General features: G+C 69.9%; 17 protein-coding genes. 9 read left to right on the top strand and 8 right to left on the bottom strand.

The window, feature by feature from the left end; translation table 11 throughout:
- Positions 1–174: 174 nt before the first annotated feature.
- The 5 genes from AB0F11_RS17850 to AB0F11_RS17830 form a co-directional block, all read right to left on the bottom strand.
- Positions 175–1,158, bottom strand: coding sequence for a PAC2 family protein (locus tag AB0F11_RS17850; RefSeq protein ID WP_362174142.1), 984 nt, complete (start codon positions 1,156–1,158; stop codon positions 175–177).
- 127 nt (positions 1,159–1,285) lie between these two features.
- On the bottom strand, positions 1,286–2,893 hold the full coding sequence (locus tag AB0F11_RS17845; RefSeq protein ID WP_362174139.1) for a glycerol-3-phosphate dehydrogenase/oxidase: 1,608 nt from the start codon (positions 2,891–2,893) through the stop codon (positions 1,286–1,288).
- A 38-nt stretch (positions 2,894–2,931) separates the two neighbouring features.
- Positions 2,932–4,473 (bottom strand): glycerol kinase GlpK, encoded by a 1,542-nt coding sequence (gene glpK, locus AB0F11_RS17840; RefSeq protein ID WP_362174135.1) that lies wholly within the window; start codon positions 4,471–4,473, stop codon positions 2,932–2,934.
- A gap of 75 nt (positions 4,474–4,548) precedes the next feature.
- Positions 4,549–5,331 (bottom strand): MIP/aquaporin family protein, encoded by a 783-nt coding sequence (locus AB0F11_RS17835; RefSeq protein ID WP_362174132.1) that lies wholly within the window; start codon positions 5,329–5,331, stop codon positions 4,549–4,551.
- Positions 5,332–5,650: 319 nt separating this feature from the next.
- A complete protein-coding gene (locus AB0F11_RS17830; RefSeq protein ID WP_362174129.1) occupies positions 5,651–6,418 on the bottom strand; it encodes an IclR family transcriptional regulator in 768 nt (255 codons plus the stop codon).
- A 252-nt stretch (positions 6,419–6,670) separates the two neighbouring features.
- Between AB0F11_RS17830 and metH the strand changes: the two genes are divergently transcribed.
- From metH to AB0F11_RS17810, 4 genes are all read left to right on the top strand, one after another.
- Positions 6,671–10,183, top strand: a complete 3,513-nt coding sequence (gene metH / locus AB0F11_RS17825; protein ID WP_362174126.1) for a methionine synthase — start codon at positions 6,671–6,673, stop codon at positions 10,181–10,183.
- A 111-nt stretch (positions 10,184–10,294) separates the two neighbouring features.
- Positions 10,295–10,996: an HAD family phosphatase gene (locus AB0F11_RS17820; RefSeq protein WP_362174123.1), complete on the top strand. Its 702-nt coding sequence runs from the start codon at positions 10,295–10,297 to the stop codon at positions 10,994–10,996.
- Positions 10,997–11,472: 476 nt separating this feature from the next.
- Positions 11,473–13,077, top strand: coding sequence for an ABC transporter substrate-binding protein (locus AB0F11_RS17815; RefSeq protein ID WP_362174120.1), 1,605 nt, complete (start codon positions 11,473–11,475; stop codon positions 13,075–13,077).
- A gap of 73 nt (positions 13,078–13,150) precedes the next feature.
- Positions 13,151–14,731, top strand: a complete 1,581-nt coding sequence (locus AB0F11_RS17810) for an ABC transporter substrate-binding protein (RefSeq protein WP_362174117.1) — start codon at positions 13,151–13,153, stop codon at positions 14,729–14,731.
- 206 nt (positions 14,732–14,937) lie between these two features.
- On the opposite strand, the gene AB0F11_RS17805 is transcribed toward AB0F11_RS17810, so the two are convergent.
- Complete coding sequence (locus AB0F11_RS17805; RefSeq protein ID WP_362174115.1) at positions 14,938–15,612, bottom strand: response regulator transcription factor; 675 nt, start codon at positions 15,610–15,612, stop codon at positions 14,938–14,940.
- 64 nt (positions 15,613–15,676) lie between these two features.
- Positions 15,677–16,582, bottom strand: coding sequence for a RecB family exonuclease (locus AB0F11_RS17800; protein WP_362174112.1), 906 nt, complete (start codon positions 16,580–16,582; stop codon positions 15,677–15,679).
- Between the two features lie 69 nt (positions 16,583–16,651).
- On the opposite strand from AB0F11_RS17800, the gene AB0F11_RS17795 reads away from it, so the two are divergent.
- The 3 genes from AB0F11_RS17795 to AB0F11_RS17785 all read left to right on the top strand — a co-directional run bounded on the left by AB0F11_RS17795 (position 16,652) and on the right by AB0F11_RS17785 (position 19,740).
- The gene (locus AB0F11_RS17795; protein ID WP_362174109.1) at positions 16,652–17,971 is read left to right on the top strand and encodes a site-2 protease family protein; all 1,320 of its coding nucleotides are present in this window, start codon (positions 16,652–16,654) and stop codon (positions 17,969–17,971) included.
- An 18-nt stretch (positions 17,972–17,989) separates the two neighbouring features.
- The gene (locus AB0F11_RS17790) at positions 17,990–18,880 is read left to right on the top strand and encodes a tRNA (adenine-N1)-methyltransferase (protein ID WP_362174106.1); all 891 of its coding nucleotides are present in this window, start codon (positions 17,990–17,992) and stop codon (positions 18,878–18,880) included.
- Between the two features lie 335 nt (positions 18,881–19,215).
- On the top strand, positions 19,216–19,740 hold the full coding sequence (locus tag AB0F11_RS17785; RefSeq protein WP_362174309.1) for a hypothetical protein: 525 nt from the start codon (positions 19,216–19,218) through the stop codon (positions 19,738–19,740).
- Positions 19,741–19,744: 4 nt separating this feature from the next.
- On the opposite strand, the gene AB0F11_RS17780 is transcribed toward AB0F11_RS17785, so the two are convergent.
- Positions 19,745–20,074 (bottom strand): ferredoxin, encoded by a 330-nt coding sequence (locus AB0F11_RS17780; RefSeq protein WP_362174104.1) that lies wholly within the window; start codon positions 20,072–20,074, stop codon positions 19,745–19,747.
- A gap of 265 nt (positions 20,075–20,339) precedes the next feature.
- On the opposite strand from AB0F11_RS17780, the gene arc reads away from it, so the two are divergent.
- Both arc and dop read left to right on the top strand, forming a co-directional pair.
- Positions 20,340–22,106 (top strand): proteasome ATPase, encoded by a 1,767-nt coding sequence (gene arc, locus AB0F11_RS17775; RefSeq protein ID WP_362174101.1) that lies wholly within the window; start codon positions 20,340–20,342, stop codon positions 22,104–22,106.
- Between the two features lie 248 nt (positions 22,107–22,354).
- Complete coding sequence (gene dop, locus AB0F11_RS17770; protein ID WP_362174098.1) at positions 22,355–23,866, top strand: depupylase/deamidase Dop; 1,512 nt, start codon at positions 22,355–22,357, stop codon at positions 23,864–23,866.
- Positions 23,867–23,969 lie beyond the last annotated feature (103 nt).

Below are 23,969 nucleotides of genomic sequence, written 5' to 3'. Positions count from 1 at the left end.
CGACAACCCCCCCCACACCCCCCGGGGGGTGTATTATACACCCCCCGCGGGTGTTTGGGGGGGGGGGGCGGGGGGCCCCCCCCCCCGTTTCCGGGGGCACCTCCCAGCGGTAGCCGGGGGAGAAGGGGCGGGGAGGGGACACGCTCCGCGCAGCGGCATACGCGGCCCCCGGGGTCACGCGACGGGCGGCTCCGGCGGGGCCGGGTCGTCGCCCGGCTCCTGGTCCGGGTCCGACGGGCGGCGCGGCGGCCGGGTACGCCCCGAGGACGTGTCCCGGAGGTACGAGCCGTCGGCCCCCCCGGCGCCCGGCTCGGCAGCCGGATCCCGCCGCCGCAGATACCGCTCGAACTCCCGGGCAATGGCGTCCCCGGACGCCTCCGGCAGGTCCGCGGTGTCCCGCGCCTCCTCCAGCGTCTGCACGTACTCCGCGACCTCGCTGTCCTCCGCGGCCAGTTGGTCGACGCCGAGCTGCCAAGCCCGCGCGTCCTCCGGCAGTTCGCCGAGCGGGATCCGGATGTCGATCAGGTCTTCCAGCCGGTTCAGCAGGGCCAGCGTGGCCTTCGGGTTCGGCGGCTGCGAGACGTAGTGCGGGACCGCCGCCCACAGCGACACCGCCGGCACCCCGGCGTGCGTGCAGGCCTCCTGGAGGATCCCTACGATGCCCGTCGGCCCCTCGTACTTGGTCTCCTCCAGGTCCATCGTGCGCGCCAGGTCCGGGTCGGAGGTGACCCCGCTGACGGGCACGGGCCGGGTGTGCGGGGTGTCGCCCAGCAGCGCACCCAGGATGACCACCATCTCGACGCCCAGCTCGTGGGCGAAGCCCAGCAGTTCGTTGCAGAACGACCGCCACCGCATGGACGGCTCGATGCCCCGCACGATCACCAGGTCGCGCGGCTTCGCGCCGCCGATCCGCACCACGGACAGCCGCGTCGTCGGCCACGTGATCTTCCGTACGCCGTTGTCCAGCCACACGGTCGGCCGGTTGACCTGGAAGTCGTAGTAGTCCTCGGCGTCCAGTGCCGCGAAGACCTCGCCCTTCCACTCCCGGTCCAGGTGCGCCACCGCACCGGAGGCCGCGTCACCCGCGTCGTTCCAGCCCTCGAACGCGGCCACCATGACCGGGTCGATCAGCTCGGGCACGCCCTCAAGCTCGATCACCCAGGTCTCCTTCCGAAGTTCCCTTGTGTACGTGGGAAAGCCTAAGCCTTGTGGGGACGCCCGCCACAGCCCACGACAGAGGGGCGGTTCCCCTCGGAACCGCCCCTCTTCCCCACCTGCGCCGCAGCTATGCCTTGCGGGCCAGCATCTCCTCGACGCGGCCGCGGACCGCGTCGTCGTCGAGGCCGCGGATGGTCACCGTCGTGCGGCGGCGCAGCACGTCGTCGACGGTCTCGGCCCACTCGAAGTCGCGGGCGTAGGCGACCTGCGCCCAGATCTCCGGGCCGTCCGGGTGGATCCGCTCGGCCAGCGCCGGGTCCTCGTTGGCCAGGCGCGCGATGTCGAAGGCGAGCGAGCCGTAGTGGGAGGCCAGGTGGCGGGCGGTCAGCGGGTCCATGCGCGCGCCGGGCTCGCGGTCGACGAGCAGGCGGTGCGCGACCGCGTTCGGGTTGGCGACACCGGGCAGCGGCACCCGGCGCACCAGGGACTTCACCGGCTCCATGTCGTCGGTCAGCGGGCTGCCGGGCAGCTTGGCCAGCTTGTCCATGACCACGCGGCCGATGTGGCGGTACGTGGTCCACTTGCCGCCGGCCACCGACAGCATGCCGCCCGCACCCTCGGTGACGACCGTCTCGCGCTTGGCCTTCTCCACGCCGCCGGGGCCGCCGGGCAGGACGCGCAGGCCGGCGAAGGCGTACGTCATCAGGGACCGGTCGAGGTCGGCGTCCTTCACGGAGAAGGCGGCCTCGTCCAGGATCTGCTGGATGTCCTTCTCGGTGGCGCGCACGTCCGCCGGGTCGCCCTCGTACACCTCGTCGGTGGTGCCCAGCAGCAGCTGGTCCTCCCACGGCAGGGCGAAGGTGATGCGGTACTTGTCGATCGGGGTGGCCATCGCGGCCTTCCACGGCGACTTGCGCTTCATGACGATGTGGGCGCCCTTGGACAGGCGGATCGACGGCAGCGCGTGCTTGTCTTCCATGCGCCGCAGGTGGTCCACCCACGGGCCGGTGGCGTTGAGCACGACGCGGGCGTCGATGCCGAACTCGGTGCCGTCCAGGCGGTCCTTGAGCTCGGCGCCGGAGACCCGGCCGCGCGTGGTGCGCAGGCCGGTGACCTCGGCGTGGTTGAGGACGACGGCGCCGGACTCGACGGCCGCGCGGACCGTCATGACGGCGACGCGGGAGTCGTTCATCTGGTGGTCGTAGTAGACCGCGACGGCCTTGAGGTTGTCCGTCTTCAGGCCGGGGTTGTCGGCGACGGCACGGGCCGGGGATATGACCTTGCCCATGCCGTCGCCGAAGGCCGAGAGGGCGGAGTAGGCGAAGACGCCCGCGCCCAGCTTGGCCGCACCCACCGGGCCGCCCTTGTAGACCGGCAGGTAGAACGTGAGCGGGTTGACCAGGTGCGGGGCCACGTCCTTGGCCAGCACCCGCCGCTCGTGGTGGTTCTCGGCCACCAGCTTGACCGCGCCGGTCTGCAGGTAGCGCAAGCCCCCGTGGACGAGCTTGGAGGAGGCGGAGGACGTGGCGCCGGCGAAGTCGCCGGCGTCCACCATGGCCACCCGCAGACCCGACTGCGCGGCGTGCCAGGCCACCGAGGTGCCCAGGATTCCGCCGCCGATGACCAGCAGGTCGTACGTGGCCTTCGACAGCTGCTCACGGGTCTCGGCGCGGCCCGGGTTCGAGCCGGCGGTCGGGTGCGTTCCCAGGGCGGGGACGCTCTGCAGGGTGCTCATGTCTCTTCAGCTCCTCATCGGTTCGTCGGCTGGTGCGGTCAGCCGGCGTTTTCCTCGTCGATCCAGCCCATGGACCGCTCGACGGCCTTGAGCCAGTTCTTGTACTCGCGGTCCCGCTGCTCGGCGGGCATCCGCGGGGTCCACTCCGCCGCGCGGCGCCAGTTGGCGCGCAGGGCGTCGGTGTCGGGCCAGAAGCCGACGGCCAGGCCGGCGGCGTAGGCGGCGCCGAGGCAGGTGGTCTCGGCGACCATCGGACGGACCACGGGGGCGTCCAGGAAGTCCGAGAGCGTCTGCATCAGCAGGTTGTTGGAGGTCATACCACCGTCGACCTTGAGGGCCGCCAGCTCGACGCCGGAGTCCTTGGTCATGGCGTCGGTGATCTCGCGGGTCTGCCAGGCGGTGGCCTCGAGCACGGCACGGGCGATGTGCGCCTTGGTGACGTAGCGGGTGAGGCCGGCGATCACACCGCGGGCGTCGGAGCGCCAGTACGGGGCGAACAGGCCGGAGAAGGCGGGGACGAAGTAGGCGCCGCCGTTGTCCTCGACGGAGGAGGCCAGCGTCTCGATCTCGGCCGCGGACTTGATCAGGCCCATCTGGTCGCGCATCCACTGGACGAGCGAGCCGGTGACGGCGATGGAGCCCTCCAGGGCGTAGACCGGCTTCTGGTCGCCGATCTGGTAGCCGACCGTGGTCAGCAGGCCGCTGTAGGAGTTGATGATCTTGTCGCCGGTGTTCATCAGCATGAACGTGCCGGTGCCGTACGTGGACTTGGCCTCGCCCTCGGAGAAGCAGGTCTGGCCGAACAGGGCGGCCTGCTGGTCGCCGAGCGCGGAGGCGACCGGGACGCCGGCGAGGACGCCGTCCTTGACGTGGCCGTAGACCTCGGCGGAGGACTTGATCTCGGGGAGCACGTTGAGCGGGACGCCCATGGACTCCGCGATCTTCTCGTCCCAGGCCAGGGTGTGCAGGTTCATCAGCATGGTGCGCGAGGCGTTGGTGACGTCCGTGACGTGCGCACCGCCCTCGGCGCCACCGGTCAGGTTCCAGATGACCCAGGTGTCCATGGTGCCGAAGAGGATGTCGCCGGCCTCGGCGCGCTCGCGCAGGCCCTCGACGTTGTCGAGCAGCCAGCGGACCTTGGGGCCTGCGAAGTACGAGGCGAGCGGCAGGCCCGTCTCGCGGCGGAAGCGGTCCTGGCCGACGTTGCGGCCGAGCTCCTTGCACAGGGCGTCGGTGCGGGTGTCCTGCCAGACCAGCGCGTTGTGCACCGGCTCGCCGGTGTTCTTGTCCCACAGGACGGTGGTCTCGCGCTGGTTGGTGATGCCGATCGCCTTGACGTCGGCGGCGGTGAAGCCCGGGATGTCTTGGGCGGCCTTGGCGATGGCGCCGGCGACGACCTCCTGGACGTTGGCCCAGATCTCCTTGGCGTCGTGCTCGACCCAGCCGGGCTTGGGGAAGATCTGCTCGTGCTCCTTCTGGTCGACGGCGACGATGCGGCCGTCGCGGTCGAAGACGATGCAGCGGGAGGAGGTGGTGCCCTGGTCGATCGCGGCGATGAACGGGCCGGTGCTGCTGGTCATGGTGGCTGCTCCTGGGAGGTCTGTGGTGCGGAACCAGTAGGCGGTGCGGATCTTACGAACGCGGCCGGTAGCTGATCAGGCGAACGCGATGTTGTACAGACCGCCTGCGAGGGCGGCGCCGGCGAGCGGGCCGACCACCGGTATCCAGGAGTAGCCCCAGTCGGAGCCGCCCTTGTTGGGCAGCGGCAGCAGGGCGTGGACGATGCGCGGACCGAGGTCGCGGACCGGGTTGATGGCGTAGCCGGTCGGGCCGCCGAGCGAGAGGCCGATGCCCACGACGACGAAGGAGGTGATCAGGACGCCGATGACGCCGAGGCCCTTGCCGCCGTCCTGGAGGCCCTGGGTGAGGATCGCGAGGACGAGGACTGCGGTGCCGATGATCTCGGTGACGAGGTTCTGCACCACGTTGCGGATCTCGGGGCCGGTGGAGAAGACGCCGAGGACGGGGCCCGCCACGTCGTGCGGGTGCGGGTCCTCCGGGCCGAGCTTGGCGTCACGGATGTGCTCGGGGTCCGAGAGGTGGGCCCGGAACTGGCCGTAGTAGGTGACCCACATCAGCACGGCGCCGAGCATGGCGCCGAGGAGCTGGCCGGCGAAGTAGACCGGGACGTCGCTCCACTCGCCGTTCTTGACGGCGAGGCCGACGGTGACCGCCGGGTTGAGGTGCGCACCGGAGAGCGGGGCGGAGACGTAGGCGGCGATCAGTACGGCGAAACCCCAGCCGAAGGTGATCGAGAGCCACCCGGCGTTGCGGGCCTTGGAGCTCTTGAGGGTCACGGCGGCGCAGACACCGCCGCCGAGGAGGGTGAGCAGGGCGGTACCGATGGTCTCGCCGAGGAAGATGTCGGAGCTGGACACCCGCGACTCCTTTGTCTTACGTCCAGGGGTGGGCGGACACCGGGTCCCGTGACCCGTGGTCCGCGCACTCGGTGAGTGCTTCACCGGTCCTTGGCCTTGCCACACCCTAACGCGTATTGCCGGTAGGTGTTCGACAATGCCGACCGATGAACGGCAGTTTTTCGCCCAGGTGAAGAACGCGTCAAGGGTTGGCCAGGCCAAAGTGTCGGATCGTTACCGCTCGGTGTGTTCGAACGAATCAAGCCACCCGAGCGGCGAGATATGGCGAAAAGAGGGCAGAAAGCAGCCCGGGTGCGGCCGGGAAGCAAGTGGTGAGGGCCTAGAACCGGCCCGCGCCGAGGTCGCGCGAAACGGCCCGTGCGCAGTCGCGCACGGAGGCCACGAGGGCCGCACGGGGCTCCCCGGACTCCCCGCAGACCCGCTCGACGGCGCCCGCGACGGCCACCGCGCCGACCGGCATCCGCCGCCGGTCGTGGATGGGGGCCGCCACCGAGGCGATGCCCTCCCAGGTCTCCTCGACGTCCGTGGCCCAGCCGCGCGCCCGGGTCAGGTCCAGGATCTCCTCGAAGCCCGCGCCGTCGGTCACCGTGCGGGCCGTGAACGCCTCGCGCTCCGTCTCCAGGGCCTCGGCGTGCGCCATCGGGTCGTACGCCGACAGCACCTTGCCCAGCGCCGTGGAGTGCAGCGGCTGCATGGCCCCCACCTCCAGCACTTGACGGCTGTCGTCGGGGCGGAAGACGTGGTGCATGATCAGCACCCCGCTCTTGTGCAGCACGCCCACGTACACGCTCTCGCCGCTCGCCCGGGCCAGGTCGTCGGTCCACACCAGCGCGCGGGCGCGCAGCTCGTGCACGTCCAGGTAGCTGTTGCCCAGGCGCAACAGCTCGGCGCCCAGCTGGTAGCGGCCCGATGCCGGGTCCTGCTCCACGAAGCCCTCGGCCTGCAGGGTGCGCAGGATCCCGTGCGCCGTGCCCTTGGCCAGGCCGAGCGCGCCGGCGATGTCCGACAGGCCCAGGCGACGCTCCCCGCCCGCGAGAAGACGCAGCATCGCAGCGGCTCGTTCGAGCGACTGGATGTTCCGTGCCATGGCTGCAGCCTCCTGCTGACGTAGTTCGACAATGCTGAACACTATCGGCCCATGCCGACCTCCCGCATGGTTGGGCAACTGTTCAGGCCGATGTCGGCCGGAACCCCCCGTGCCGCGCCCCCGCGCACAGGATGCAGTCCGCCACGTGGACGGCCCTCACCGGGGTTGCCGAGGCGCGGTTACCCTGACCGCGTGCACCCTTGATTCAGCAAGGGAGCAAAGCCGACAGCCGTCGCATCCCAGGGAGCTCTCATGGCCTCGTTGCCGAACCCGCCCGCAGACACCCAGACCCGGGCCGACGCCCTCCGCGAGGCGCTCGCCACCCGGGTGGTCGTCGCCGACGGAGCCATGGGAACGATGCTCCAGGCCCAGGAGCCCACCCTCGACGACTTCCAGCAGCTCGAGGGCTGCAACGAGGTCCTCAACGTCACCCGCCCCGACATCGTGCGCTCGGTCCACGAGGCGTACTTCGCGGTGGGTGTGGACTGCGTGGAGACGAACACGTTCGGGGCGAACTTCGCGGCCCTGGCCGAGTACGACATCCCCGAACGCAACTTCGAGCTGTCCGAGGCCGGCGCCCGCATCGCCCGCGAGGCCGCCGACGCGTTCACCGCCTCGACGGGGCAGCAGCGCTGGGTCCTGGGCTCCATGGGCCCCGGCACCAAGCTGCCCACCCTCGGCCACATCGCCTACACCACCATCCGCGACGCCTACCAGGTCAACGCCGAGGGCCTGATCTCCGGCGGCGCCGACGCCCTGTTGGTGGAGACCACCCAGGACCTCCTGCAGACCAAGTCCTCCATCATCGGCGCCCGGCGCGCCATGGAGGCGCTCGGCGTCTCGGTCCCGCTCATCTGCTCCGTCACCGTCGAGACCACCGGCACCATGCTGCTCGGCTCCGAGATCGGCGCCGCGCTGACCTCCCTGGAGCCCCTCGGCATCGACATGATCGGCCTGAACTGCGCCACCGGCCCGGCCGAGATGAGCGAGCACCTGCGCTACCTGGCCCGCAACGCGCGGATCCCGCTGTCCTGCATGCCCAACGCCGGCCTGCCCGTCCTCGGCAAGGACGGCGCGCACTACCCGCTGTCCGCCGCCGAGCTCGCCGACGCCCAGGAGACCTTCGTCCGCGAGTACGGCCTCTCCCTGGTCGGCGGCTGCTGCGGCACCACGCCCGAGCACCTGCGCCAGGTCGTCGAGCGCGTCCGCGGCACCGCCCCGGTCGCCCGCGACCCCCGCCCCGAGCCCGGCGCCTCCTCGCTGTACCAGACGGTCCCCTTCCGCCAGGACACCTCGTACATGGCGATCGGCGAGCGGACCAACGCCAACGGCTCCAAGAAGTTCCGCGAGGCCATGCTGGAGGCCCGCTGGGACGACTGCGTGGAGATGGCCCGCGACCAGATCCGCGAGGGCGCGCACATGCTCGACCTGTGCGTGGACTACGTGGGCCGCGACGGCGTCGCGGACATGCAGGAGCTGGCCGGCCGCTTCGCCACCGCCTCCACCCTGCCGATCGTGCTGGACTCCACCGAGGTCGACGTCATCCAGGCGGGCCTGGAGAAGCTCGGCGGGCGCGCCGTCATCAACTCCGTCAACTACGAGGACGGCGACGGCCCCGAGTCCCGCTTCGCCAAGGTCACCCGTCTGGCCCAGGAGCACGGCGCGGCCCTCATCGCGCTGACCATCGACGAGGAGGGCCAGGCCCGCACCGTCGAGCACAAGGTCGCCATCGCCGAACGGCTCATCGCCGACCTGACCGGCAACTGGGGCATCAACGAGTCCGACATCCTCATCGACTGCCTCACCTTCACCATCTGCACCGGCCAGGAGGAGTCCCGCAAGGACGGCATCGCCACCATCGAGGCGATCCGCGAGCTCAAGCGCCGCCACCCGGCCGTGCAGACCACCCTCGGCCTGTCCAACATCTCCTTCGGCCTGAACCCGGCCGCCCGCGTCCTGCTGAACTCCGTCTTCCTCGACGAGTGCGTCAAGGCCGGCCTGGACTCCGCCATCGTCCACGCCTCCAAGATCCTGCCGATCGCCCGCTTCGACGAGGAGCAGGTCGCCACCGCCCTCGACCTCATTTACGACCGGCGCGAGGGCGACTACGACCCGCTGCAGAAGCTGATGGCCCTCTTCGAGGGCGTCAACACCAAGTCCCTCAAGGCCGGCCGCGCCGAGGAGCTCCTCGCCCTGCCCCTGGAGGAGCGCCTGCAGCGCCGCATCATCGACGGCGAGAAGAACGGCCTGGAGGCGGACCTCGAGGAGGCCCTCACCGCCCGCCCCGCCCTCGACATCGTCAACGACACCCTCCTGGAGGGCATGAAGGTCGTCGGCGAGCTCTTCGGCTCCGGCCAGATGCAGCTGCCGTTCGTCCTGCAGTCCGCCGAGGTCATGAAGACCGCGGTCGCCTACCTCGAACCGCACATGGAGAAGTCCGACGCCTCGGGCAAGGGCACCATCGTGCTCGCCACCGTGCGCGGCGACGTCCACGACATCGGCAAGAACCTCGTCGACATCATCCTGTCCAACAACGGCTACAACGTCGTCAACATCGGCATCAAGCAGCCCGTCTCCGCGATCGTGGAAGCCGCCCAGGAGCACAAGGCCGACGTCATCGGCATGTCCGGCCTCCTCGTGAAGTCCACCGTGATCATGAAGGAGAACCTGGAGGAGCTGAACCAGCGCAAGCTGGCCGCCGACTACCCGGTCATCCTCGGCGGCGCCGCCCTCACCCGCGCGTACGTCGAGCAGGACCTGCACGAGATCTACGAGGGCGAGGTCCGCTACGCCCGCGACGCCTTCGAGGGCCTGCGCCTGATGGACGCCCTGATCGCCGTCAAGCGCGGCGTCCCCGGCGCCGCCCTGCCCGAGCTCAAGCAGCGCCGCGTCCCCAAGCGCGACACCCCGCTGCCGACCGTGGAGGAGCCCGAGGAGCCGGGCGGCCGCTCCGACGTCGCCACCGACAACCCCGTCCCCACCCCGCCGTTCTGGGGCACCCGCGTCGTCAAGGGCATCCCGCTGAAGGACTACGCCTCCTGGCTGGACGAGGGCGCCCTGTTCAAGGGCCAGTGGGGCCTGAAGCAGGCCCGCGCCGGCGGCGCCACGTACGAGGAGCTCGTCGAGGGCGAAGGCCGTCCGCGCCTGCGCGGCCTGCTGGAGAAGCTGCACACCGAGAACCTCCTCGAAGCGGCCGTCGTCTACGGCTACTTCCCCTGCGTCTCCAAGGGCGACGACCTGATCCTCCTGGACGAGCAGGGCAACGAGCGCACCCGCTTCACCTTCCCGCGCCAGCGCCGCGGCCGCCGCCTCTGCCTCGCGGACTTCTTCCGCCCGGAGGAGTCCGGCGAGACCGACGTGGTCGGCCTGCAGGTCGTCACCGTCGGCTCGAAGATCGGCGAGGCCACCGCCAAGCTCTTCGAGTCCGACTCCTACCGCGAGTACCTCGAGCTGCACGGCCTGTCCGTCCAGCTCGCCGAGGCCCTCGCCGAGTACTGGCACGCCCGCGTCCGCGCCGAGCTCGGCTTCGGCGGCGAGGACCCGGCCGACGTCCAGGACATGTTCGACCTCAAGTACCGCGGCGCCCGCTTCTCCCTCGGCTACGGCGCCTGCCCCGACCTGGAGGACCGCGCCAAGATCGCCGACCTGCTCCGGCCCGAGCGGATCGGCGTCCACCTCTCCGAGGAGTTCCAGCTCCACCCGGAGCAGTCCACCGACGCGATCGTCATCCACCACCCCGAAGCGAAGTATTTCAACGCACGCTGAGCCTGATCGACGTACACTGGTCGGTCCCATACAGGCCGGTCGCCTGCTCCCCGGGGGAAACGCCCCGCGGGAAGGCGGCCGGCCTTCTCGCTCCCTACGAGAGGTGTGCGCATGACCAGCACCGTTCCCGTCTCCGTCACCCGCACGGCCGACGGCTCGGCCCTCCAGGCGGTGCTGCTCGACATGGACGGCACCCTCGTCGACACCGAGGGCTTCTGGTGGGAGGCCGAGGTCGACGTCTTCGCCGAGATGGGCCACCGGCTCGACGAGGCCTGGCGCGACATCGTCGTCGGCGGCCCCATGACCCGCAGCGCCGGCTTCCTGATCGAGGCCACGGGCGCCGACATCGACCTCACCGAGCTCACCGTGCTGCTCAACGAGCGCTTCGAGGCCCGCATCGCCGACCGCGTCCCGCTCATGCCCGGCGCCGAACGGCTGCTGTCCGAGCTGGCCCGGCACAACGTGCCCGCCGCCCTCGTCTCCGCCTCGCACCGCCGCGTCATCGACCGGATCCTGCACTCCCTGGGCCCCGAGCGCTTCGCCATGACCGTCGCCGGCGACGAGGTCCCGCGCACCAAGCCGCACCCCGACCCGTACCTGCTGGCCGCCCGCACCCTCGGCGCGCACCCCTCGCGGTGCGCCGTCATCGAGGACACCGCCACCGGCGTGGCCGCGGCGGAGGCCGCCGGCTGCCGGGTCGTCGCCGTCCCCTCGGTCGGCCTCATCCCGCCCGCCCCCGGCCGGACCGTCGTGCGCTCCCTGGAGGACGTCGACCTTCCGTTCCTGCGCTCGCTCATCACTCCGATGAACTGACCGCACACGCTGCGTGCCGAACGGAACCCCCGTTCCATGGGAATCCCGCGGAAGGATCTTCCGTTCTTTGGGGCGGGGGCCGAAATTCCATCCTTTCCGTGGCAGTTGAGTCGGGTGACCTTTGTCACCTGCAAAGCCCCCTACGGACCTGTACAGGCACCCCGCAGGGTTCCCTTGTGTCCGGATTGGTGATCTCCTGCCCGCATCTGCGACGACCCCGGCCCTGACAGGCAGTCCGCTCCCATCACCGTGCGATTACACCCCAAGTCCTGCCAGTTCAAGCCATCCCCCCCAAGGCCACTAATGTCGACGCGGGCACTGCGCACCGCAGCAGTCCCGGACACTCACACCTGTGCCGGGACCGTGTGGACCGATCGTCACAAAACCGGCCCGATCGTTCCGCCCTGAACGGGCGACCGCCGCGAGTGCCCTCTACGCCGCTTTGAACAAGTGCCGGTCAAGGGAGTACTTCCAGCATGAACCGCAAGACCCTGGTGCTGACGGCCGCGGCCGGACTGCTCACCCCCTCGCTCGCCGCCTGCGGCAGCGCGACGGGCGGAGGAGCGGGAACCGGAGCGATCGTCGTCGGCACCACCGACCGGTACGAGGCGGCGGACTACGCCCCCGCACCGTTCGACCCGGCGTACGCCTACGACGCCGGAGCCTGGAACGTCCTGCGGCAGACGGTCCAGACCCTGATGCACACCCCCCGCGGCGGCGGCCAGCCCGTCCCCGAGGCGGCCTCCGCCTGCCACTTCACCGACAGCAGCAACGAGAGCTACCGCTGCACCCTGCGCCCCGGCCTGAAGTTCGCCAGCGGCGAGCCCCTCACCGCCAAGGACGTCAAGTTCTCCATCGACCGCGTCCTGGCCATCAACGCCGAGAACGGCCCCTCCTCGCTGCTGTCCACCCTCGACACCGTCGAGGTCAAGGGCGCCGACACCGTCGTCTTCCACCTGAAGACCCCCGACGCGACGTTCCCGTACAAGCTCTCCACCCCGGCCGCCGGCATCGTCAGCCAGAAGACCTACGACGCCAAGAAGCTGCGCGAGGGCTTCGCCGTCGACGGTTCCGGCCCGTACACGATGAAGGCCGAGGTCAAGGGCAACCACCTCGTCCGCGCGGTGTTCAGCAAGAACCCGAACTACAAGGGCGACCTCAAGCTGCAGAACGACAAGATCGAACTGCGCACCTTCGACGACTCGGCCGCCATGGTCAAGGCGCTGGGCGACGGCCGCATCCAGATGGTCTCGCGCACCCTGTCGCCCGCCCAGATCACCGAGCTCTCCGCCAACCCGCCCAAGGGCGTCAAGCTGGTCCCGATGCCCGGCCTGGAGATCCGCTACATCGGCTTCAACACCGAGGCCCCCGCCGTCAAGGACAAGGCCGTCCGCCAGGCCCTCGCCGCCGCGGTCGACCGCAGCGCCCTCATCTCCAAGGTGTACGGCAAGTCCGCCCAGCCGCTGTACTCGCTGGTCCCCACCACCGTCACCGGCCACGTCAACTCCTTCCGCAACAAGTACGGCGACGCCAACACCGCCAAGGCCGCCCAGCTGCTGAGGGACGCCGGCATCAAGACCCCGGTCAAGCTGACGCTGAACTACACCAAGGACCACTACGGCGACGGCACGGCCGCCGAGTTCGAGGTCCTGAAGAACCAGCTGAACTCCACCCAGCTGTTCGACATCACCGTCCAGGGCAACGACTGGACCGAGTTCCGGCCCGCGCAGAAGAAGGGCGACTACGCCGCCTACGGGCTCGGCTGGTTCCCCGACTACCCGGACGCCGACAACTTCCTCGCTCCCTTCCTGGAGCAGGACAACTTCCTGGGCACGCCGTACGTCAACACCACGGTGCGCACCAAGCTCATCCCCGAGTCCCGCAAGGCCGCCGACCGCAACGTCGCCGCCCCCGCGATCACGGAGATGCAGGACATCGTCGCCGAGGACGTGCCCGTCCTGCCGCTGTGGCAGGGCCAGCAGTACGTCGCCGCACGCGACGGGATCACCGGAGTGGAGTGGTCGGTCAACGCCATCTCCGACCTCCAGCTGTGGGAGCTCGGCCGAGGCGTAAGCGGCTGAGACCGGCAGGACCGGCGGCGGGTGTCGCAGGCCGGCGCAACGATTCAGTAAGACCGATAAGGACGTTCGCGTGATGAGACGTAACCAGTGGCTCGCAGCCCCGCTCGGCGCAGCCACCGCCGCCGCGCTGCTCAGCGGTTGCGGTTCGACCGATGGCCCGGCCGCAGAAGGCGGCAAGGGCGTGGTCATGGGCATATCCGACAAGGTGAAGTCCACCGACCCCGCCTCGGGTTACGACCCGGGCTCCTGGCTGCTCTTCAACAACGTCTTCCAGTCGCTGCTGAGCTTCCCCAAGGGCGGCACCATCCCCGAGCCCGACGCCGCGCAGTCCTGCGCCTTCGACGGCAGCGACAGCAAGGTGTACAAGTGCACCCTGCGCCCGGGCCTGAAGTTCTCCAACGGACACGCCCTCACCTCGCAGGACGTCAAGTTCTCCTTCGAGCGCACGCTGAAGATCAACGACGCCAACGGCCCGTCCGTCATGCTGTCCTCGATCGCCGGCATCGACACCCCCGACGAGAAGACCGTCGTCTTCCGCCTCAAGACGTCCGACGCGACCTTCCCCAGCAAGATCGCCTCGGGCGCGGGCTCCATCGTCGACCACGCCGAGTACCCCGCCGACAAGCTCCGCACCGACGGCAAGGCCATCGGCTCCGGCGTCTACAAGCTCGACTCCATCAACGACAAGAGCGCCAACTTCTCGGTCAACGACTCCTACAGCGGCAAGGCCAAGGCGAAGAACACCGGCGTCACGCTGAAGTTCTTCAACCAGGACCAGGCCGCCCTGAAGAAGGTCCTCGAGAGCGGCGACGTCGACTTCGCCTTCCGCGGCCTGGCCGCCAAGGACATCGCCAGCCTGTCCTCCACCAAGACCGGCAACAACAAGATCGAGGTCGTCCAGGGCACCGGCGCCGAGGTCCACCACCTCGTCTTCAACGTCAAGGACGAGACCGCCGGCAAGCTCCCGGTCCGCAAGGCCATCGCCTTCCTCGTGGACCGCGAGGCGCTCGTCAAGGACGTCTACGAGGGCACCGCGACCTCGCTGTACTCCATCGTCCCGGCCGGCATCGGCTCGCACACCACCCCCTTCTTCGAGCGCTACGGCGGCTCGCCGCAGCCGAAGAAGGCCGAAGCCGTCCTGCGCGCGGCCGGCATCAAGGACAAGGTGAAGATCACCCTGTACTCGACGCCCGCCCGCTACGGCCCGGCGACGGACCAGGAGATCGCGCTCATCGCCAAGCAGCTCAACGACAGCGGCCTGTTCGAGGCCGACGTCAAGTCCGTCGAGTACGAGCAGTACGAGAAGGACATCGAGGCCGGCAAGTACGGCGTCTACGTCAAGGGCTGGGTGCCCGACTACCCGGACGCCGACAACTTCACCCAGCCGTTCTTCGGGCCGAACAACGTCCTGAGCAACAACTACGACAACAAGGAGATCACCGGGACGATCATCCCGGCGACCTCCTCGAAGTCCGACCGCACCGCGGCCAGCCCCGACTACACCCGCCTGCAGGACATCGTGGCCGACGAGGTCCCGATCCTGCCGCTGTGGCAGGGCAAGCAGTACGCGGTCACCCGCCAGAACGTGACCGGCCTGCAGTGGTCGCTGGACGCCTCCACCGTCTTCCGCTTCTGGGAGATCAGCAAGGGCTGACGCCCCCCTTTTTCGGGCGGCTTCGCCTCCGGGGCGCCGGATGCCGTGCTCCCAGCGTCCACGTGCTCAGAACGCTCGTTCCTCGCGTTCTTCCGCGCGAGGACCCTGGGAGCACGGCGCGCCCCTTCGGCTCAGCCGCCCCGGACACAGGTCCGCCCCGGCACCCGCGAAGGGTGCCGGGGCGGACCCGTATCCGAACCCGGCGGTTACTGCGGGGCCCCCGGCCGCACCAGACCGCTCTCGTACGCGTACACCGCCGCCTGGACCCGGTCGCGCAGCCCCAGCTTCGTCAGCACGTGCCCCACGTGCGTCTTCACCGTGGTCTCGCTCACGAACAGGTCCGCCGCGATCTCCGCGTTCGACAGCCCCCGCGCCACCAGCTTCAGCACCTCGACCTCCCGCTCGGTCAGCGAGCCGAGGGTGTCCGGGACGCTCTGCTCGCCCGACGGCAGGTGCCCCGCGTACTTGTCCAGCAGCCGCCGCGTGATGCTCGGTGCGAGCATCGCCTCGCCGCCCGCCACCACCCGGATCGCCTGCACCAGCTCGTTCGCCGGAGCGTCCTTCAGCAGGAACCCGCTGGCCCCCGCCCGCAGCGCCTCCACCACGTACTCGTCCAGGTCGAACGTGGTCAGCACCAGCACCTTCGCCGGACCGTCCCGCCCCGGACCCGTGATCTGCCGGGTCGCCTCCACCCCGTCCATGCGCGGCATCCGGATGTCCATCAGCACCACGTCGGGCTGCAGCGCCCGCACCTGCTCCAGCGCCTGCAGGCCGTCGCCGGCCTCCCCGACCACCGCCAGGTCCTGTTCGGCCTCCAGGATCATCCGGAAACCGGTGCGCAGCAGCGGCTGGTCGTCGACCAGCAGGACGCGGATCGCCACGGGGGACACCTCGAATTCGTACGGCGGCACGGCGGACGCCACCCATTCTGCCCTGACCGGATGATCAGGACTCCGCCGGACGGGCCTCTCCGGCAGCCGCCCTCGGCATGATCATCAGAGGATATGCCGGGGGAGTCCCGCCGAACTCCGGACACACCGCCCGGTGGTCGCACCAGCCGCACAGCTTCGTCGGCCGCGGCCGCCACTCCCCGCTGGCCGTCGCCTCCTCGATCGCCTCCCACAGCGCCAGCAGCTTGCGCTCCACCCGCTCCAGGTCCCCCACCACCGGGTCGTACGTCAGCACGTCCCCGCTGCCCAGATACACCAGCTGCAGCCGCCGCGGCACCACACCCTTCAGCCGCCACACCACCAGCGCATAGAACTTCATCTGGAACAGCGCACCCTCGGCGTACTCCGGCCGCGGCGCCTTGCCCGTCTTGTAGTCGACGATCCGCACCTCGCCCGTCGGCGCCACGTCCACCCGGTCGATGATCCCGCGCAGCCGCAGCCCCGACTCCAGCTCCGCCTCGACGAAGAACTCCCGCTCCACCGGCTCCAGCCGCGTCGGATCCTCCAGCGTGAACCACCGCTCCACCAGCGCCTCGGCCTCCGCCAGCCAGCCCGCCAGCCCCGCCGCGCCCTCCTCGCCGCCCGGGAAAAGCTCCGACAGCTCCGGCTTCGCCTCCAGCAGCCGGTCCCACTGCCCCGGAACCAGCGCCTTCGCCCGCACCGCCGTCCGCTCCTGCGCCGGATGGTCGAACAGCCGCTCCAGCACCGCGTGCACCAGCGTGCCCCGCGTCGCCGCCGCACTGGGCTTCTCCGGCAGCCGGTCGATCACCCGGAACCGGTACAGCAGCGGACACTGCATGAAATCGCTCGCACGCGAGGGCGACAGCGAAGAAGGCGCGAGCGCAGCCGGCGCCACACCGGTCTCCGCCGCGCCCGACAGGGGACCGGGGCTCGTCGTCATGCACAAAACCCTACGGCCCGCCACGGACACCCACGCACATACCATCGACGCCGAGCACCCTCGCACTGCATGATCGGAGCATCACACCGCGCTACCGCGCAGCCCCCGCCGCACCCGGCGTGCCCGTGGACCACACTGGAAGAACCCGCCGGCCGCAACCCGCCGGACAGCACCGAACGAAGGACATCCGTGGCAGACACCGACGACACCGGCGAGCGCGCGGGCAAACGCCCCGGACCGGGCGGCGGACTCCTCATGGGCCGCCCCTTCGGCGTACCCGTCTACGTCTCGCCCAGCTGGTTCCTCGTCGCCGCCCTCATCACCTGGGTCTTCGGCGACCGGCTCGACCGCGTCCTGCCCGACCTCGGCCCCGCCCGCTACCTCGTCTCCCTCTTCTTCGCCGTCGCCTTCTACGCCTCCGTCCTCGTCCACGAACTCGCCCACACCGTCGCCGCCCTCCGCTTCCGCCTGCCCGTACGCCGCATCCAGCTCCGGTTCTTCGGCGGCGTCTCCGAGATCGAGAAGGAATCCGAGACCCCCGGCCGCGAATTCGTCCTCGCCTTCGTCGGCCCCCTGCTCTCCCTCCTCCTCGCCGGCGCCTTCTACCTCGGGATGAACGCCGTCGACCCCGCCACCGTCCCCGGCGTCCTCCTCGCCGGCCTGATGATCTCCAACCTGCTCGTCGCCGCCTTCAACCTCCTGCCCGGCCTCCCCCTCGACGGAGGCCGCATGCTCCGCGCCGTCATCTGGGGCATCACCGGCAAACCGATGACCGGCACCGTCGCCGCCGCCTGGGTCGGCCGCGGCCTCGCCGTCACCGTCCTGCTCGGCCTGCCCCTGCTCACCCACACCGGCGTCCTCGGCAGCGGAACCGACGAGATCGGCGGCATGGACACCGTCATGGACGCCCTCCTCGCCGCCATCCTCGCCGCCATCATCTGGACCGGCGCCGGCAACAGCCTGCGCATGGCCCGCCTGCGCGAACACCTCCCCGAACTGCGCGCCCGCACCCTCACCCGCCGCGCCGTCCCCGTCGAGAACACCACCCCCCTCTCCGAAGCCCTGCGCCGCGCCAACGCCTACGGCGCCCGCGCCATCGTCGTCGTCGACGGCCACGGCGAACCCACCGCCATCGTCCGCGAGAGCGCCCTCGCCTCCGTCCCCGAACACCGCCGCCCCTGGATCGCCGTCAGCACCCTCGCCCAGGACCTCACCGACGGAATGAAGGTTTCCGCAGAGCTCGCCGGCGAAGAACTCCTCGACCACCTCCGCGCCACCCCCGCCACCGAATACCTCGTCCTCGAACCAGCCGGCGAGGTCTACGGCGTCCTCTCCGCCCTCGACGTCGAAAAGGCCTTCGTGAAGGCCATGGCACGGCCCCGCTCCTGAAGCCAATACACTGGTCACATGTCCGAACCGACCGGTGCCGCCCGCCGTCGCGGGCCCTTCAAGGTCGGGGACCAGGTCCAGCTCACCGACCCCAAGGGACGCCACTACACGTTCACGCTCGAAGCCGGGAAGAACTTCCACACCCACAAGGGTTCCTTCCCGCACGACGAGCTGATCGGCGCTCCCGAGGGCAGTGTTGTCCGTACCACGGGGAACGTCGCGTACCTCGCGCTGCGCCCCCTGCTCCCCGACTACGTCCTGTCCATGCCCCGCGGCGCCGCCGTGGTCTACCCCAAGGACGCGGGCCAGATCCTGGCCTTCGCCGACATCTTCCCCGGCGCCCGCGTCGTGGAAGCAGGGGTCGGCTCCGGCTCCCTGAGCAGCTTCCTGCTGCGCGCCATCGGCGACCAGGGCATGCTCCACAGCTACGAGCGCCGCGCGGACTTCGCCGAGATCGCCAAGGACAACGTCGAGCGCTACTTCGGCGGCCCGCACCCCGCGTGGCAGCTGACGGTCGGCGACCTCCAGGACAACCTGTCCGACACCGACGTCGACCGCGTCATCCTCGACATGCTCGCCCCCTGGGAATGCCTGGAGGCCGTCTCCAAGGCCCTCGTCCCCGGCGGCATCCTCTGCTGCTACGTGGCCACCACCACCCAGCTGTCCAAGACCGTCGAGTCCATCCGCGAAATCGGCTGCTTCGCCGAACCGCAGCCGTGGGAATCGATGATCCGCAACTGGCACGTCGAGGGCCTCGCCGTCCGACCCGACCACCGGATGATCGGCCACACCGGCTTCCTCGTCACCGCCCGCCGCCTCGCGGACGGCGTCGAGCCCCCCATGCGTCGGCGCCGCCCGGCCAAGGGCGCCTACGGCGAGGACTACACAGGGCCGGGCGGGCGGGAGTAGCACAGCTCCCGGCTCGGGCTCCGGACGCTCCGGCGACCGCGGCTGACCACCAGCCGCCCGGACCACCCCCCAGGCAACGCACAGGCGCTGCGGCGCAGTTCCCCCGAACCCGGCGGGAACTGCACCGCAGCGCCTTCTCGTTGTCCGGGTGCCGACCGCCCCGGCGCGGACCCGCCCGTTCCACCTCGGTGTGAGGTGTGGCACGATGCTGGCTCCCCGTCACCCCCGTACAGGAGACACCCCGCGTGCAGCACCGCACCGCCGCGCCGGAACTCGCCGCCGAACTGGCCCACAGCACCCCCCGGCCCGTCCACTGGCTCGCCACCGCCTCCGCCATGGCCGCCGTCATAGCCGGCGCGGGACTCCTCCAGCCCGACGCCACCGCCGCCGACCCCGCAGCCGCCTCCGCACCGGCCGCCGGCCCCGGAGCGCCCGACTCCCCGCGCGCCAAAGCCCCCGACGCCGCCGACGTCACCTACCCGCTGGACTGCAAAGGCCTGCCGGTGGCCGTCACCGCCACCGCCGAGGGCGACCTCGACGGCGACGGGCGCCCCGAAACCGTCGCCGCCGTCCGCTGCGACGCCGGCTCCGGCACCCCGCCCCACACCCTCTACGTCCTGGCCCAGGACAAGACCCCGGGCGCCCGCCCCCGCATCGTCGCCACCCTCCTCGAAGCCGGCCGCCGACAGACCGCGACCGACCTCACCGTGCGCGACGGAATCGTCACCGCGCACCTCCTGGGCTACTCCTCGCCCCAGGTGCCCCGCTACAGCCCCGACGTGAAACAGCTCGCCAAGTGGCGCTGGACCGGCGGAAAATTCCGCCAGGAGCTGACGAACTCAGACGCCCGGAGTGTTTGAACCGCTACTCGGCGTCCGGGCCGTACACCTCGACACCGTCCGAAACGCGCCTCACGTGGATGCAGTCGCCCGGGCACTCCTTCGCCGAATCCACCACGTCCTGAAGCAACGGCAACGGAACCGGAGTGGTCGCCCCCGGGTCCACCAGCAGCTCGTCCTCCGGGCTCTTCACGTACGCCAGACCGTCGATGTCCAGCTCGAACACCTCCGGCGCGTACTGCACGCAGATCCCGTCGCCGGTGCACAGGTCCTGGTCGATCCAGACCTCCAGCGACTCGCCTGCCTGCCCGGCGCCGGCAGCGCCCCCGGCGGTTGCCTCCTGCTGCACGGTCATATCTCCTGCCGTTCCCTGCCCTGAGTGATCCGTTCCCGCCATCTCCGCGCGGCAAGTCGCGCCAGCCCTGGCGGGTGTTGAACGCCTCGACCTTACAACCGGCCGCTTTCCGATGTTGAAGGGTGGGTATTTCCCTGGCGTGAGGGAGTACGCAAGGGTGAAGATCGGACACACCCCTACCGTCTTTGTGATCTAGGGGTTTCAATCACCACCAGCCCAGGTAGGGTCAGGAAGCGTCCAGCTCCCCTTGGAGGAGGTGAGGACCGTGGCAGCCCACGACGACGACATCAACCGCGGCATCCGGCCGGGGCGGGGGTCCGACGACCCCGCCGGCCAGGTTGCCTATCTCGAGCAGGAAATCGCCGTCCTGCGACGTAAGCTCGCCGACTCTCCGCGACACACGAGGATTCTCGAAGAGCGGATCGTCGAGCTCCAGACAAACCTGGCCGGCGTCTCCGCACAAAACGAACGACTGGCAAATACCCTCCGTGAGGCCCGCGACCAGATCGTCGCACTCAAGGAGGAAGTCGACCGGCTCGCACAGCCGCCGGCCGGATTCGGTGTCTTCCTGCAGGCGAACGAGGACGGCACCGTCGACATCTTCACCGGCGGCCGCAAGCTCCGCGTGAACGTCAGCCCCGGCGTCGCCCCGGAAGACCTCCGGCGCGGCCAGGAGGTCATGCTCAACGAAGCCCTGAACGTGGTCGAGGCCATGGAGTTCGAACGGGCCGGGGACATCGTCACCCTCAAGGAGATCCTCGAGGACGGCGAGCGCGCCCTGGTCGTCGGCCACACCGACGAGGAACGGGTGGTACGGCTCGCCGAGCCGCTGCTGGACATCACCATCCGCCCCGGCGACGCCCTGCTCCTCGAACCGCGCTCCGGCTACGTCTACGAGGTGGTCCCCAAGAGCGAGGTCGAGGACCTCGTCCTCGAAGAGGTCCCCGACATCGACTACGACAAGATCGGCGGCTTGGGCGACCAGATCGAGCTGATCCGCGACGCGGTCGAGCTCCCGTACCTCTACCCCGACCTCTTCAAGGAACACGAACTGCGCCCGCCGAAGGGCATCCTGCTCTACGGCCCGCCCGGCTGCGGCAAGACGCTCATCGCCAAGGCCGTCGCCAACTCCCTTGCCAAGAAGGTCGCCGAGGTGACCGGGCAGTCCGCCGGGAAGTCCTACTTCCTGAACATCAAGGGCCCCGAACTCCTCAACAAGTACGTCGGCGAGACCGAGCGGCACATCCGCCTCGTCTTCCAGCGCGCCCGCGAAAAGGCGAGCGAGGGCACTCCCGTCATCGTCTTCTTCGACGAGATGGAATCCCTCTTCCGCACCCGCGGATCCGGCGTCAGCTCGGACGTGGAGAACACCATCGTCCCGCAGCTCCTCGCCGAGATCGACGGCGTGGAAGGCCTGGAGAACGTCATCGTCATCGGCGCCTCCAACCGCGAGGACATGATCGACCCGGCCATCCTGCGGCCCGGCCGACTCGACGTGAAGATCAAGATCGAGCGCCCGGACGCCGAGGCCGCGAAGGACATCTTCGCCAAGTACCTCAAGGCATCCCTCCCGCTGCACGCCGACGACCTCTCCGAGCACTCCGGCTCGCCCGAGGTCGCCGTCCACAGCATGATCCAGACCGTCGTCGAGCAGATGTACGCCGAAAGCGAGGAGAACCGCTTCCTCGAGGTCACGTACGCCAACGGCGACAAGGAAGTCCTCTACTTCAAGGACTTCAACTCCGGAGCCATGATCCAGAACATCGTGGACCGGGCCAAGAAGATGGCCATCAAGGCCTTCCTCGAGCACAACCAGAAGGGCCTGCGCGTCTCCCACCTCCTCCAGGCATGCGTGGACGAGTTCAAGGAGAACGAGGACCTGCCCAACACCACCAACCCCGACGACTGGGCCCGGATCTCCGGAAAGAAGGGCGAGCGGATCGTATTCATCCGCACCCTCGTCACCGGAAAGCAGGGCGCGGACACCGGACGCTCCATCGACACGGTGGCGAACACAGGTCAGTACCTCTGATCCGAGGGCGGCTGCGGGTGCCCTCACCGGGCACCCGCAGCCGACTGCTTTACCGACCGCTTTCGGCCGTGACAGGGCGAAGTCAATGACGGAAATGATCTCCCCACCGGTCGTGGAGTGGTTCTAGGCTCATCCGTACCGCCGCATCCGCAGTGCGGGGACGGGCACCGCACACGCACCGCACCGGACCACCAGCGGTACTTGAGCGCCGCTCCCGAACGGGGGCGCCGCCGGGCAAGGAGGGCCGCATGACCGTACGGCGAGTAATGGGAATCGAGACGGAGTACGGGATCTCCGTCCCCGGTCACCCGAACGCCAATGCCATGCTCACCTCGTCCCAGATCGTCAATGCCTACGCGGCGGCGATGCACCGGGCGCGACGCGCCCGCTGGGACTTCGAGGAGGAGAACCCGCTGCGGGACGCCCGCGGCTTCGACCTCGCCCGCGAGGCCGCCGACAGCAGCCAGCTCACCGACGAGGACATCGGCCTGGCCAACGTCATCCTGACCAACGGCGCACGCCTCTACGTCGACCACGCCCACCCCGAATACAGCTCCCCGGAGATCACCAACCCCCTGGACGCCGTCCTGTGGGACAAGGCCGGCGAGCGGATCATGGCCGAGGCCGCCGTACGGGCCGCCCAGCTGCCCGGTGCCCAGCCGATCCACCTCTACAAGAACAACACCGACAACAAGGGCGCCTCCTACGGCACGCACGAGAACTACCTGATGAAGCGGGAAACCCCCTTCTCGGAGATCGTGCGCCACCTGACGCCCTTCTTCGTCTGCCGCCAGGTCGTCACCGGCGCCGGCCGCGTCGGCATCGGCCAGGACGGCCGCGAACACGGCTTCCAGATCAGCCAGCGCGCCGACTACTTCGAGGTCGAGGTCGGCCTCGAGACCACCCTCAAGCGGCCCATCATCAACACCCGCGACGAGCCCCACTCCGACGCCGAGAAGTACCGCCGCCTCCACGTGATCATCGGCGACGCCAACCTCTCCGAGATCTCCACCTACCTCAAGCTCGGTACCACGGCCCTGGTCCTGTCCATGATCGAGGACCAGTTCATCACCGTGGACCTGGCCGTCGACCAGCCCGTCCGCACCCTGCACCAGGTCTCCCACGACCCGGACCTGCGCCACCTGATCACGCTGCGCAGCGGCCGCACCCTGACCGCCGTACAACTGCAGATGGAGTACTTCGAGCTGGCACGGAAGTACGTGGAGGAGCGCTTCGGTTCCGACGCGGACGAGCAGACCAAGGACGTGCTCGCGCGCTGGGAGGACGTCCTGGGCCGGCTGGAGAGCGACCCGATGAGCCTTTCGGGGGAGCTGGACTGGATCGCCAAGCGGGAGATCCTGGAGGGCTACCGCAGGCGCGACAACCTGGGCTGGGACGCCGCCCGGTTGCACCTGGTGGACCTGCAGTACGCGGACGTACGGCCCGAGAAGGGGCTGTACAACCGCCTGGCGGCCCGCGGGAAGATGAAGCGGCTGGTGGAGGAGTCCGCGGTCCAGCGGGCCGCCGGAAAGCCTCCGGAGGACACCCGGGCGTACTTCCGGGGCCGGTGCCTGGAGCAGTACGCGGACGACGTGGCCGCGGCCTCCTGGGACTCGGTGATCTTCGACCTCCCGGGCCGGGACTCGCTCCAGCGGGTGCCGACGCTGGAACCCCTGCGGGGTACCCGCAAGCACGTCAAGGAGCTCCTGGACCGCTGCCGCACGGCGGAGGACCTGGTGCGGGTGCTGAGCGGGAACTGACCGCAGTGGACTGAGCACACTTCCGGGGCGCAGCAGGGGCCTGAAAGTCCCCGCCCCCGGGAATCATGGGAACACCCGGACGTTATGAAAGTGCGGGGACGAA

Origin of the sequence: Streptomyces sp. NPDC032472, assembly GCF_040636955.1 — a bacterium.
Taxonomy (GTDB): Bacteria; Actinomycetota; Actinomycetes; order Streptomycetales; family Streptomycetaceae; genus Streptomyces.
This window is presented reverse-complemented; position numbering and strand designations above follow the sequence as displayed.